A 13,216-nucleotide genomic window follows, 5' to 3' on the forward strand; every position below is an offset into this window, starting at 1 on the left:
CATCGGAGAAGGGCGAGGTGAATGCGATGGTGGATAGACAAGAGATTTTAGAATACATGCAACACGACGCGTACCGACCGCTGACTGTACACGAGTTGCTTGAGGTATTTCATCTTACGTCCGCCGATGACTTTCGAGCGTTTCTGAAATTGCTCAACGACATGGAGGAGAAAGGCGAGATTGTTCGCACGCGGACCGACAGGTACGGTGTGCCGGAACGGATGAATCTCGTCGTGGGGCGCCTGCAAATGAAGGCCCGCGGATATGGATTTGTCATTCCGGATGTTCCTGGTATGCCAGATCTGTATGTACCGGCCGGCGATTTGAATGGTGCGATGAGCGGCGACAAAGTACTCGCTCGCGCTGAGAAATCCACGTCTGGCCCGCGCCGGGAAGGGAAAATTGTCCGCATCCTCGAACGCGGCGCACAGCGAATTGTGGGCAAATTGAGCAACTACCGCGACCACGCGTTTGTCACACCGTTGGACAAGCGTTTTACCCAGGATGTATTTGTACCTAAAGACGACACAATGAATGCGCATGACGGCTATGTCGTGGTGGCGGAAATCACTTCGTTCCCCACCGCCACACGGGGACCTGAAGGCAAAGTGGTTGAAGTGTTGGGCCACCCGGATACGCCAGGGATAGACATCCTGGCAGTGGTCCGCAAGTATGGTTTACCCGAAGCCTTTCCGGAGCAGGTTTTCGCGGAGGCGGAAGCCATTTCGGCGGAACTGACCTCAGAAGACTTGCGCGGGCGCAGGGATCTCCGCGCTGAGGTGATTGTTACCATCGACGGCGAGGACGCGAAGGACCTGGACGACGCGGTACATGTCAAACGACTGGACAATGGCAATTATCTCCTCGGGGTACATATTGCCGACGTCGGCTACTACGTCCGGGAAGGCAGCGCCCTTGACAAGGAGGCGTACAAGCGCGGTACCAGCGTCTATCTTGTGGATAGAGTCATTCCGATGCTGCCGCAACGACTGTCGAACAACATTTGTTCTCTCAATCCCAAAGTGGACCGGTTGACGATGTCTTGCGAAATGGAATTTACACCGGACGGAGAACTCCTCCGGCACGACATATACCCGAGCGTCATTCGTACAACGGAACGGATGACCTATAACAATGTCAAAAGGATTCTGGTGGATCACGATCCGGATGTGATAGCGCGCTACCAATCGCTCGTCCCGATGTTTCGACTGATGGAGGAGCTCGCACTCATCTTGCGGCGCAACCGCATGGACCGAGGTGCGGTGGACTTTGACTTCGACGAAGTCAAAGTCGTGGTGGACGAGGTGGGACATCCCGTGGATATCGTACAGCGACAGCGTACCATCGCTGAACGAATCATTGAAGAGTTCATGTTGGCTGCCAATGAAACGGTTGCTGAACACTTCTTTTGGCTGGAAGTACCATTTGTCTACCGGATTCACGAAGAACCAGATATCACGCGGATGATGGAGTTCAACGCGTTTATCCATAACTTTGGTTATCACGTGAAAGGTGCCAACAACAAGGTTCATCCGCGTTCGCTGCAGCAAATACTAGAAGAGGTCAAAGGCAAGCGAGAGGAACGCGTCATCTCGACGTTGATGCTCCGTTCCATGCGACAGGCCAGGTACTCGCCGGAATGCGTCGGTCACTTCGGCCTCGCGGCAAAGTATTACACACATTTTACTTCGCCGATTCGCCGATATCCGGACCTCATGATTCATCGAATTATTCGCGAGGTGCTGCAAGGCTCCATCACAGAAGACAGGCTGTCCCAACTCCGAGAGTTTGTCGCTGAGGGGGCAGCGCATGCCAGCGAGCGTGAACGGATTGCGCAAGACGCGGAACGAGAGTGCGACCAGTTGAAAATGGTCGAGTACATGCTGGAACACCTGGGTGAAGAGTTTGACGGTATCATCAGTGGTGTCACACAGTTCGGGCTGTTTGTTCAACTGACCAACGGTGTGGAGGGACTCATCCACATCAGCTATCTGACAGACGATTACTACGTACTCAACGAGAAGCAGATGGCGCTGGTTGGCGAGCGCACGCGACGCGTATTCCGCTTGGGAGATCCGGTTCGCATTGCCGTGAGCGGTGCGAATAAAGAAGACCTGACCATTGACTTCGAGCTGATTGCACATCAACGGGAAGGTACCATGGTGTCCGAATCTGGCGTAGACACGGTCGTCTACGACGAGGATTTGTCGCCCGCGGATCGGCGTCGGCAAATTGCGCAACGCCAAGCCTTGGCACGCGAGAGAAAGACGAAGGGGACACGGTATCGCGGTGACCTCGGAGATGGGACCCGTTCCAGTTTCGGAAGTGCGGGTTCAGTACCATCCGGACGTAAGGGTGGGCGGTCGCGTCGCAAAATGGGGACTCGAGGTGACGCAGTTGCGGTGCCGGCAAGGGATGGATATTCCGGTGATAGTCGCAGTGGGAAACGCCGTCGAGGAAAATTCGCCAAAGGCGGAGTGCAAGCCGCCAAAAAGGCGAAATCCAAAGGCCGCCGGGGAGCGGAAAAGTCTTGGTAGGAAGTCAATCTACTCCCAATCAAGACCATGCTGAGGCTATCGTTGAAACTATACTTTGGAAGAGTTCGGGACGTCGTGTGGACACGGACCGAACTCTTCCTGTTTCCGAAATCATGTTCCGGTCGAGTGACTCTGATTTCACATATCGAAACTTTACAGAAAAGGGCGTGTATCTTGACTTTTCAAAGTAAAATGGAGACAATCTCGGTATAGTAAAAAGGGGGGGAGAGCCGACAGCGGTAGCACACCTACGAGACCTTGCTTGAGGCATGATAGAAAGACGAGAGAAAGAGAATAGGCATGCGCGAGTCTCTTCAGCGGGGCTTCGTCGAAAGGAGCACGGATGTAACGCGGTCATCGCGCAATGCGAAGTGGAGTAGGCCACCCGATTTCACCTGGGACGTGGCCTTTCAATCTAGATATATGGTGACAGGATAGTGTTTATCGGGCTTTGGTACGCGTCAGGATACACTCTCGCAAAGATAGAGATACTATTCAGATTCATCGTATAAATCTTTCTCGGTTTGGCCAGTGAGGTTGACTGCACACGTCTGTGACGCGTATATGGATTGGTTTACGTCGACAGGCGTGGATGGGTGTGCCCACTGAACGCTTGCGAGTCAGCAGATAAGGTCTATGTACACAGAGAACGAAGTTGTTGTGGATTTTGTGGGGGGACAAGGTATCCACCCACAATCCTTCGGTTCAGGGAGGTTGAAACATGACAGAGTATCTCATTCGCCGTGCGGTACAGTCGGTTCTGGTACTCTTCCTCGTCAGTGTCATTTCCTTCGCGCTGATGCATGCGGCTCCAGGCGGACCGCTGATGGTTATGCTGCCCAAGGGCGGTTCACAACAAGCGATTTTAGCGCAAGAGAAAAATGCGGGACTGCTTGACCCCATGCCAATTCAATATCTGCACTGGCTTGGTCAATTATTGCACGGCAACCTCGGGTATACGTACAAGAACCACGTGCCGGTGGGACAGATTCTCTGGCCGACCGTCGGCAACACACTGATTTTGATGGGGGTTGCGTGGGTTCTGTCGCTCTTGATTGCGATTCCCTGGGGGATTTATAACAGCACTCGTACGTATGGCATTTCCGATAACATTTCGACTGTACTCGCCTACCTTGGGTTTGCGATGCCAGCCTTTTGGTTCGGTATCTTGCTTCAGGAGTTCCTCTCTCTGGATTTGAACTGGTTCCCGCTGTCGGATATGTACTCTATGAACAAACAAGGAAACATCGGCGACCTAATCTGGCACTTGATACTGCCAGTATGTGTGTTGGTCCTGGTGTTCCTCGCCTCTTATCTGAAATACTCGCGAGCCAGTATGTTGGAAGTCCTGCACATGGACTATGTGCGTACCGCTCGAGCGAAAGGTGCGCCGGAAAAGCACGTCATATATCGGCACGCCTTGCGAAATGCACTGATTCCGATTATCACGGTGCTCGGTCTCGACCTCCCAAACCTCGTGAGTGGCGCCGCCCTCACGGAGAACGTATTTAATTGGCCAGGCATGGGGCGATTGTTCGTAGAAATGGCGTTTGCCCGGGAATACGCGGTGTTGATGGCCATTACCATGCTCGGTGCGGTATTTGTTGTCATCGGTAACCTATTGGCGGACATTCTGTACGCCATCGTGGATCCACGCGTGCAATTGGGTAAGAAGGGAGGCACTGCGGCGTGAGTCAAACACCTGTTTCAACAGACGTCGTGGAAACGGCACAGCTTGATCCGACGAAAATGGATTTTTCCGCGGAAGGTTCCGCTGCACCGCCGACCAGTCTCACCAAAATTGCCGTACGCAAGTTTGTGAGCAATCCGTTTGCAATTTTCGGCGCCATCATTCTTGCTATCTTCGTTGTGATGTGCGCATTTGCGCCGCTGTTCACCCATTTTAAACCGGCGGCCATCGATATGATGAACGCCAGCGTGCCTCCGGGAACCGACGGACACTTGCTTGGTACGGACGAAATTGGGCGCGATGTATTTGCCCGGTTGCTCTACGGCGGTCGTGTATCGCTCATCGTGGGCTTCTGCGTCGCGTTCTGCGCCGTCGTCCTCGGGACCTTGATTGGCGCTGTCGCTGGCTATTTCGGCGGCTGGGTGGACATGGTGCTCATGCGCTTGGTCGACGTGATGAATTCGATTCCTGCTCTCTTCCTGAACATCCTTGTATTGTCGTTGTTTGGATCTGGCTTCTGGTTGATGATTACCATCTTGTCACTCACGAGTTGGATGGGCGTCGCGCGTCTCGTACGCGGGACATTCCTGCAACTGCGTGAGATGCAGTACGTGCAGGCAGCGAGAGCCATTGGTGTGAGCAACTGGAGTATCATCACAAAGCATCTGATTCGGAACGCAACCGCTCCGATTATTGTCAATGCCACTTTGCAAATCGGTAACGCCATCTTGACGGAGTCCGCGTTGTCTTATTTGGGACTTGGCGTACAGCCGCCGCAGACAAGCTGGGGCTTGATGTTGAACAACGCGCAGGAATTCATGTTGACCAATCCGATGGAAGCGGTCTATCCAGGTCTGTGCATCCTGCTGGTGGTGCTGTCCATCAACTTTATCGGTGACAGTCTGCGCGATGCCATTGACCCGCGCACGAAAGTCAAGATTTCCCGGAGGAGGCTGAAAAAATGGCGGAACCGATTCTCGAAATCCGGAATCTGAAGACGGGGTTTGTCACAGAAAGTGGCATTGTCAAAGCGTTGGACGGTGTGTCCATCACCATCGAGAAGGGCCAAGTCGTGTGCCTCGTCGGGGAATCTGGCAGCGGCAAAAGTGTGACGTCTTTGAACGTCATGCGGCTGAGCGATTACGACGGCGGGATTGTCCTGGAAGGCGAGATACTGTTTCACGGCGAAGACCTGGTCAAGAAGAGCCAGGAGGACATGCGCAAGATCCGCGGCAGCAAAATTGCGATGATCTTTCAGGAACCGATGAACGCCCTGAATCCGGTGTTTACCGTTGGTGACCAGATTGCGGAAACCCTCCGTTTGCACAAAGGCATGTCGAAGGAAGAAGCACAACGCAAAGCCGTTGAGATGCTGCGGAAGGTTGGGATTCCTGAGCCAGAAATTCGCGCGAAGCAGTATCCGCACGAAATGTCCGGTGGGATGTGTCAACGCGTGGTCATTGCGATGGCGCTCGTGTGCCGGCCGGAACTGGTCATTGCCGACGAGCCCACGACGGCGCTCGACGTCACGGTTCAGGCGCAGATTTTGGACTTGCTCCGCGAACTGCAGTCGGAACTGCATACGTCTATTCTGCTCATCACTCACGACATGGGCGTTGCCGCAGAGATGGCGGACAGAATCGCGGTCATGTACGCAGGCACGATTGTCGAAGAAGGTACCGTGGAAGAGATCTTCTCTCAACCGCACCACCCTTACACGATTGGGTTACTGAACTCCATCCCGGGCTTTGAAGGACAGCGCGGTACGGAGTTGTACACCATCAAAGGCTCCATTCCGAGCTTAGCCAACCTGCCCACAGGTTGCCGGTTCCACCCGCGTTGCCCGTTTGCGACGGACAAGTGCCGTGCTGAAGAACCCTCGCTGCTCGAGATAGGCAGTGGTCGCCGCGCTGCGTGCTGGTATGCAGAGGAAGTGGCGCTAAAGGCGAAGGAACAGGGCGCGGTGATTGTATCCGGAAAGGGGGAGTGACGCCGTGAGTCAGCGAGCACAGGAAGTGCTCACCAAACAACGGGGGGACAGTGGTGAGTATCTCATTGAAGCAAAGCACGTGAAGAAGTACTTCCCGATTAAGAAAGGGTTGCTGAGTCGCACGGTAGGGAACGTGCACGCGGTGGACGACGTGTCGTTCGGCATTCGCCCCGGTGAGTGTTTCGGCCTGGTTGGGGAGTCTGGATGTGGCAAATCGACGTTGGCGCGGGTCATGCTCCAACTGCAATCCGCGACAGCTGGGCAGATTCTGTTTGAAGGCCAGGATATCCTGAAGATGTCTGGCGGTCAACTGCGGAATCTGCGCAAGAAAATGCAGATTGTCTTCCAAGATCCGTACGGATCTTTGAACCCGCGCTTCACCGTGCGGGATATCATCGGAGAGCCGCTGAAAGTGCACACACAGATGAACAACAAGCAAATCGACGAACGCGTGGTAGAATTGCTGCGCACGGTGGGACTGGACCCCTCTCGGCGCGGTCGGTATCCGCATGAATTCTCCGGTGGGCAGCGCCAGCGTATCGGCATAGCGCGGGCCATTGCGCTCAATCCGAAGTTTGTCGTGTTGGACGAGGCCGTCTCAGCACTCGACGTATCTGTCCAATCCCAGGTGCTGAACCTGCTCATGCGACTGCAGCGGGAACTGGGGCTCACGTACTTGTTCATCGCGCACGGACTGAACGTCGTGCGTCACATTTCGGATCGGGTCGGCGTGATGTACTTAGGGAAGATGGTGGAGGTGGCGGAGACGGATGAACTGTTTCGGCATCCACTGCACCCGTACACAGCTGCGCTGATGTCCGCGATTCCACGCCCGGAACTGGGACGAAAGCGTGAGCGCATTGTGCTGCAGGGCGACGTGCCGTCACCGGCGAACCCGCCATCGGGCTGTCGCTTTCATACGCGGTGTCCGTTTGCGCAGGAGCGGTGCAGGCTGGAACAGCCGGAACTGCGCGCCGTCGACGATGGCCGCCTCGTCGCGTGCCACTTTCCGCTCGAGTAGTTCTTGAGTTTTGCGAGATTGTTAGGAGAAGCCACCATCCGCAATCGGATGGTGGCTTTTTTGGGTACAGTGCGTCTACGAGTTTTGATTCTACGACATAACATATCAAATGACGAATAAATATAAATATACATAAACGATAGAATCGAATGGATACACGTTGGTGGAGGCGACAAAGGCGTCGTACATTACAGGGGGGCATGTTAGGTGAAAGGAACTCATAAGGTCATTTATCCTATTGCAGTGATGACTCTAGCGGGTACCCTGCTTGTTGGGTATGGCAATGGGAGACCGGCGCACAACGCGGCCGCGAATGAAACGAACAGCGCATTGGCGGGACAACCTGTAGACGGTGGAACGTTCACGTTCTCCGTCTCGTCGGACATCGTCACTTTAAATCCACTGTTCACCAACGACGTACCGTCAGGGGATTGTGAACAGTTCATCTACTCTCCCATTTATAGCATCGACAGGAAGGGAAATCTTGTAAACGATGCGTATTCTTTGGCAGACCAGCCCCTCAACGTGAGCGATGATGGGTTGAGATACACAATCCATCTAAGAAAGAATGCGAAGTGGAGCGATGGGCAACCGGTCACCGCTGACGACGTCGTCTTTACCATCAACGCGCTGAAAAATCCTGATGTTGGCTCTCCTGGCATCACCAACTACGACCCGGTCAAGGAAGTCAAAAAGCTGGACGACAATACGGTTGAAATCGACATGAAGCACGTATACGCGCCATTCGCGCTCAACGCACTTTGGGCACCTGTGTTGCCTGCGCATATTCTCAAAGACGTGCCGGCAAAGCAGTTACAAAAGAATGCGTATGGGACAGACCCGTCTAAAACGGTGTCGGATGGACCATGGAAATGGACAGAGTGGAAGCAGAAGCAGTACTTGAAGTTCGAGGCAGACCCGAACTACTTTGGACCCAAACCGCACATTCAAGACATTGTGTGTAAGGTCTACGCCGACCAAAACACCGAATTGCAGGGGCTGTTGAAGGGTGATGTGGATGAAGACGATGAAGTGCCCGTCACGGCGCTGGATGCCGTCAAGGCCAAGCACAAAATTCATCTCCTGACGGGGGCCGGCCCGAGTTATGAGTACATCGGTTTTAACTTCAATGCCAGCAACTTTCCCAACAACTTTGATCCCTTCACAGGCGACAAAACGCGGCAGGCCATCGCCTACGCCTTGAACCGGCAGGCAATGGTTGACAAGATTTTGAAAGGCACAGGAAAACTCCAAAACGGGCCGTTTCTTCCAGGATCATGGTCAGACCCCGGAGACGCAGCGACGAATTACAACTACGACCCAAACAAGGCAAAGGCGTTGCTCCAAGATGACGGATGGAAATCTGGTCCAGACGGAATCTTGCAAAAGGACGGCCATCGGTTTTCGTTTGAATTGATTTACAACGCAAACAACAGTCGTCGACAACAGGTTGCAGCCGTCGTGCAGCAGGAATTGAAGAATGTCGGCATCGAGTGCAAACCAAAGGGAATCGACTTCTCCGCGGAGATAGATCAGAATCTGAACCATGGCAAATTTCAAGCGGTACTGATTGGGTGGCAATGGAACCTGGACCCGGATTCCGAGTCCATCTTTAGTTCGAAGTACTTCCCACCCAACGGTCAAAACGCCGGGTGGTATCAAAATTCTGAAATTGACAAACTGTGGGTCGAAGGCGATTCAACCATTGACCAAGCGAAACGGAAAGAGGTCTACAAGGAGATTGCTCAAAAGATCACACAGGACCTGCCCTACGTGTTTATGTACCAGGTCGGAGATCCAACTGGCTTCTCCTCGAAAGTGCACTGGGCCCCGGACGATGCGCCCAATTTAGCACTGCCATACGGATACTTGTTCCACATCCAAAACTGGTGGGTGGGTACCCACTAACTCAGCAGTCTATTCGGTTGAAGGACGGAGACAATAAACTCCGTCCTTTTTGGTTCGTAAGCGTATCTAACGTATATGTATTTCGTTGATAGCGAAACAGATGAATTATTTGAATATTACTTGACGTTTTGATATAAACAGATAAAATTCAAAGAGTAGGAAATAGGGGGAATTTAGAGCCAAAAAGGCAACCCGTCTTTTCTTTTGAAAGACATATCACTCTATCAAAAAAAGGGGTAATGCAGAGTGAGGAAGGCGAGAAAGTGGTTATTGCCTATCGCCACCCTGTCCATCGCAGGTTTGCTTGTGGCAGGTTGCGGAAACAGCGGCGGTTCCAACCCATCAGGTAACAATGCGAACAATGCGACTTCAGAGCAGCCGAAGGACGGTGGAACACTGACCGTTGGCACCTGGTCGGACATCGTAAACTGTAATCCCCTCTTTATCGAGGACAACTCGTCCGGTGAAGTTGATAACTTTATATTTGCGAACATCTACGACATTGACCGTACTGGAAACGTGAAGGCTGAGCCGTGGTCTTTGGCGGAAGGTCCGCTTCAGGTCAGCAACGGCGGCTTGACGTACACCTTCAAATTAAAACCAAACGCCAAGTGGAGCGACGGACAGCCGGTTACGGCAGATGACGTGGTATGGACCATTAAGACGGCTGCGAATCCGGATTCCGGCTCTGCCATTGTGAGCAACTTTGACCATGTCAAAGATGTCAAGGCACTGGATGAACATACGGTGCAAATCACGATGAAATCGGTGTACGCGCCGCTTCAGTATAATCTCGTTTTTCCAGCGCTCCCGGCGCACATTCTGAAGAACATTCCGCTCAAAGACCTGCAAAAGAGTGGATTTGGTACAGATCCATCCAAAACCGTCACAGACGGCCCTTGGAAGTGGACGAAGTGGGAGCAAAAGCAATACTTACAATTTGATCAGAATGAAAACTACTGGGGTCCGAAGCCGCATATTTCAACGGTGATCTACAAGATTTACGCAGATCAGAACACCCTCACGCAAGCGTACATAAAGGGTGACGTTGACCTTGACGAAGGGATTCCGGTGACGCAACTGAGTGTAACGCAGCAACACAAGGGGCTCAACGTCATCAACGCGCCAGGACCGCAATTTGAATACTTTGGGTTCAACTTTAAGCCATCTAATTTCCCAGGTGGATTTGATCCTTTCACAGGCGAAAAGACCCGTCAAGCCATTGCATATGCATTGGATACTCAAAGCATGGTGAAGGACATCCTGAAGGGGGCAGGTCAGCCTCTGAGTTCGCCATTCCTGAAGCCACCGATTGGCTGGACAGGTGCTGACGACGCGGCTACAAAGTACAACTACGACCCGCAAAAAGCCAAGGAGCTCTTGACCGAGGATGGTTGGAAGCCAGGTCCGGATGGCATCCTCCAAAAAGATGGTCACAGGTTCTCCTTTACCTTCCTGTACAACACGGGTAACAGCCGTCGTGAGCAGGTCGCAGCGGTGATTCAGCAGGAGTTGAAGGCTGTAGGTATTGAGGCGACGCCGAAAGCCCTGGACTTCTCGTCACTTATCGCGAACTATTTGAACCCGGGTAAATATGAGGCCGTCCTCTTGGGTGAAGTCATGTCGGTGGACCCTGACGTTTCCATCCTGTACGGCTCGAAGTACTTCCCGCCGAACGGTCAAAATATGTACTGGTACAAGGATGACAAAGTGGATCAATTGCTCGAAGAGGGCGTAACCACCACGGACAGAGCACAACGAGCAAAGATTTACCAACAACTCGCGCAGGAACTGTCTCAAAACCTGCCAGCGGTCTTCCTGTATCAATATGGTATACCGTTTGGGTATTCTTCAAGAGTCCATTGGGCCGACGCGGACAAACCAGAGCCATCGCTCCAATACGGGTACTTCTACCATATGCAAAATTGGTGGGTTGACAACAACCAGTAATTTGTCCGGTAGGACAACAAGGGGACGGATGTTCACTCCGTCCCTCTTTTTTTGTGCGCCCAGACGTGCGCCACTGCTTTCTAAGATATAGTTTGCTTGTGGCAGGTTGCGGGTCGGCCGCTAACGCTGGCGGAAACACAGACGGTGGATGGAAGAACGCGTCCAGCGAAAAGCCGGTCGACGGTGGCACACTGATTGTTCCTCATTCACCGACATTGTGACGACCAACCCGCTCTTTATTGAAGACACGGCCTCCGGCGATCAAGGGCGACACGGACGTCAACGAGGGCGTTCCTATTCCGGATTTGAATGCGGTGAAGACGACGCCCAACATTCACGTCATCTTAAAGCCCGGTCCGCAGTATGAATAAGGAAACTTAGACGTGTTCACAAGTGGATGCAGTGGACAAGCTATTGCAAGAACGCGTGTCCACACTGGACAAGCAAAAGCGTTCGCGAATTTACCAACAAGCGGCACAAGTCATGTCTCAAGATCTTCCGCAAGTGTTCCTGTACCAATACGGTCTCCCGATTGCGTACTCGAACCAGGTGCACTGGAATCCCGAGTGGGCGCCGGTCGTCTTTGCCGTACGGTTACTTCTACGGTATCCAAAACTGGTGGGTTACCCGTCAGTAATACAACAAATACTTTGTACGAGGGACGGAGTTAAGCCCATCCCTCCTGCTGTTTACTTTTCATGGCCCCGCATGTGGTGGGACAGGGTTGTCGGGAAATGACAATCGTGATACGATAACTCGTACGCGCCATCTCGCTGCACAACGCGTGAGACAGGCTGCGAGGGATAGTCTGGCTGAGGTGGAACCATGGCAAAGCACGACGGTAAGTTGTTGGCCCAAAACCGAAAAGCCTACCACGACTACTTTATCGAAGACACGCTGGAGGCTGGGATTGTGTTGGTCGGCACCGAAATTAAGTCGATTCGGCGCGGATCGGCCAACCTTCGCGATGCTTACGCGCAAGTGGAGAACGGCGAGGTCTGGCTACACAACATGCACGTGAGCCCATATGAACAGGGGAACCGCTTTAACCATGATCCCACTCGAAGTCGCAAGCTGCTTCTGCACAAGGAGGAAATCGCAAAGCTGGTTGGAGCATCCCGGGAAAAAGGATACACCATTGTTCCCACCAAGCTATATCTGCGTAACGGGTTCTGCAAAGTGGAACTCGGGCTCGCGAAAGGTAAAAAGCTGCACGACAAGCGTGAGGCCATGAAGAAGCGCGACGCGCAGCGGGAAATCGACAGGGCGTTGCGGGCGCGACAAAAGTACTGACGCCGGCATGACATCGACATGGTCATGACTTCCTGGTTTCTGTTACATTCCTCTGCCAGTGATGGCAGCAAGCATACATTGCGCAAACGCTGCACATGCTGTAGCATAAAGGCGTAAGAGTTTGCTTTGTACGTTGACATTGTGAATGGGTTGCTGTTTACGAAATCCGGAAGTGCTCGATGCACGTTCCGACTCCAAACACCCTCATGGGGGCGTTTTGGATTCGACGGGGACTGTTCGAGCATGAACGGCGGGTCGTGGGGCTGCGAGGCCACGTAAAAAACGCGGACCTAAATTAACTGGCAAAGCTAAGAGCTTTAACAGCAACCTCGCCCTGGCTGCCTAATTAGGCTCCAGGCCGTTACCTTGTGATGGGCCCGTGATCACCTGGTAACGTCACTTTAGCGGGCTAGTCGACGGTCTTGCTCGGGGACCGCCGATGAATTGAACGAGCTCACCTGCACGCAAGCGTGTGCATCCGCGTGCCGCAGGGACATGACAATAGATGTACTACACCCGTAGAAGTTCATGTAGCGAGGTCTTCGGACGCGGGTTCGACTCCCGTCGCCTCCACCACAAATAAAAATGACCCCGAGAGAGAGCACTGCAAAAGGGGTTATTTAAAGAGCAACGTAGTTGCTAATCCCACACAGATCCCTTTATTGGATGAAAGATCAGTAAAAATGCAGCTTTCCTCGCTCAAGAGGAAGGCTGCATTTTATTTATCAGCTGTACCATTCGTTTTGCCCGTGACTTCAATTGCCGTGATGATTTCTTCTTCAGTCATCGCGAGATGTTCCTTGTACCCAAAGAATGACTTGGTGTTA

At 53.0% G+C, this 13,216-nt stretch carries 9 protein-coding genes and 1 other RNA gene; all 10 read left to right on the forward strand.

Features of this window, described 5'->3' with window-relative positions; translation table 11 throughout:
- The first annotated feature begins 26 nt into the window (after window positions 1–26).
- The 10 genes from rnr to ssrA all read left to right on the forward strand — a co-directional run bounded on the left by rnr (window position 27) and on the right by ssrA (window position 12,965).
- Window positions 27–2,537, forward strand: a complete 2,511-nt coding sequence (gene rnr, locus YWK_RS0112780) for a ribonuclease R (protein ID WP_026965108.1) — start codon at window positions 27–29, stop codon at window positions 2,535–2,537.
- A 721-nt stretch (window positions 2,538–3,258) separates the two neighbouring features.
- Window positions 3,259–4,230 (forward strand): ABC transporter permease, encoded by a 972-nt coding sequence (locus YWK_RS0112785; protein WP_026965109.1) that lies wholly within the window; start codon window positions 3,259–3,261, stop codon window positions 4,228–4,230.
- On the forward strand, window positions 4,227–5,222 hold the full coding sequence (locus tag YWK_RS0112790) for an ABC transporter permease (protein WP_415782816.1): 996 nt from the start codon (window positions 4,227–4,229) through the stop codon (window positions 5,220–5,222). Before YWK_RS0112785 ends, YWK_RS0112790 begins: the two co-directional genes overlap by 4 nt.
- The gene (locus YWK_RS19860) at window positions 5,189–6,217 is read left to right on the forward strand and encodes an ABC transporter ATP-binding protein (protein WP_035466961.1); all 1,029 of its coding nucleotides are present in this window, start codon (window positions 5,189–5,191) and stop codon (window positions 6,215–6,217) included. The genes YWK_RS0112790 and YWK_RS19860 overlap by 34 nt, the downstream gene beginning before the upstream one ends.
- Window positions 6,218–6,221: 4 nt before the next feature.
- Complete coding sequence (locus YWK_RS0112800) at window positions 6,222–7,238, forward strand: ABC transporter ATP-binding protein (protein WP_245578608.1); 1,017 nt, start codon at window positions 6,222–6,224, stop codon at window positions 7,236–7,238.
- 207 nt (window positions 7,239–7,445) lie between these two features.
- Window positions 7,446–9,146, forward strand: a complete 1,701-nt coding sequence (locus YWK_RS0112805; RefSeq protein ID WP_026965112.1) for an ABC transporter substrate-binding protein — start codon at window positions 7,446–7,448, stop codon at window positions 9,144–9,146.
- A 246-nt stretch (window positions 9,147–9,392) separates the two neighbouring features.
- Window positions 9,393–11,096, forward strand: a complete 1,704-nt coding sequence (locus YWK_RS0112810) for an ABC transporter substrate-binding protein (protein ID WP_026965113.1) — start codon at window positions 9,393–9,395, stop codon at window positions 11,094–11,096.
- A 393-nt stretch (window positions 11,097–11,489) separates the two neighbouring features.
- The gene (locus tag YWK_RS0112815) at window positions 11,490–11,834 is read left to right on the forward strand and encodes a hypothetical protein (RefSeq protein WP_035466962.1); all 345 of its coding nucleotides are present in this window, start codon (window positions 11,490–11,492) and stop codon (window positions 11,832–11,834) included.
- Between the two features lie 87 nt (window positions 11,835–11,921).
- Complete coding sequence (gene smpB, locus YWK_RS0112820) at window positions 11,922–12,389, forward strand: SsrA-binding protein SmpB (RefSeq protein ID WP_026965115.1); 468 nt, start codon at window positions 11,922–11,924, stop codon at window positions 12,387–12,389.
- A gap of 208 nt (window positions 12,390–12,597) precedes the next feature.
- Window positions 12,598–12,965: a transfer-messenger RNA gene (ssrA, locus tag YWK_RS21540) on the forward strand.
- Window positions 12,966–13,216: the final 251 nt, after the last annotated feature.

Source organism: Alicyclobacillus pomorum DSM 14955 (assembly GCF_000472905.1).
Classification (GTDB): Bacteria; Bacillota; Bacilli; order Alicyclobacillales; family Alicyclobacillaceae; genus Alicyclobacillus_A; species Alicyclobacillus_A pomorum.

What these genes read in the sequence shown, in the direction of transcription:
- rnr (WP_026965108.1), top strand. Translation starts at nt 27, where the DNA reads ATGGTGGATAGACAAGAGATTTTAGAATACATGCAACACGACGCGTAC.
- YWK_RS0112785 (WP_026965109.1), top strand. Translation starts at nt 3,259, where the DNA reads ATGACAGAGTATCTCATTCGCCGTGCGGTACAGTCGGTTCTGGTACTC.
- YWK_RS19860 (WP_035466961.1), top strand. Translation starts at nt 5,189, where the DNA reads ATGGCGGAACCGATTCTCGAAATCCGGAATCTGAAGACGGGGTTTGTC.
- smpB (WP_026965115.1), top strand. Translation starts at nt 11,922, where the DNA reads ATGGCAAAGCACGACGGTAAGTTGTTGGCCCAAAACCGAAAAGCCTAC.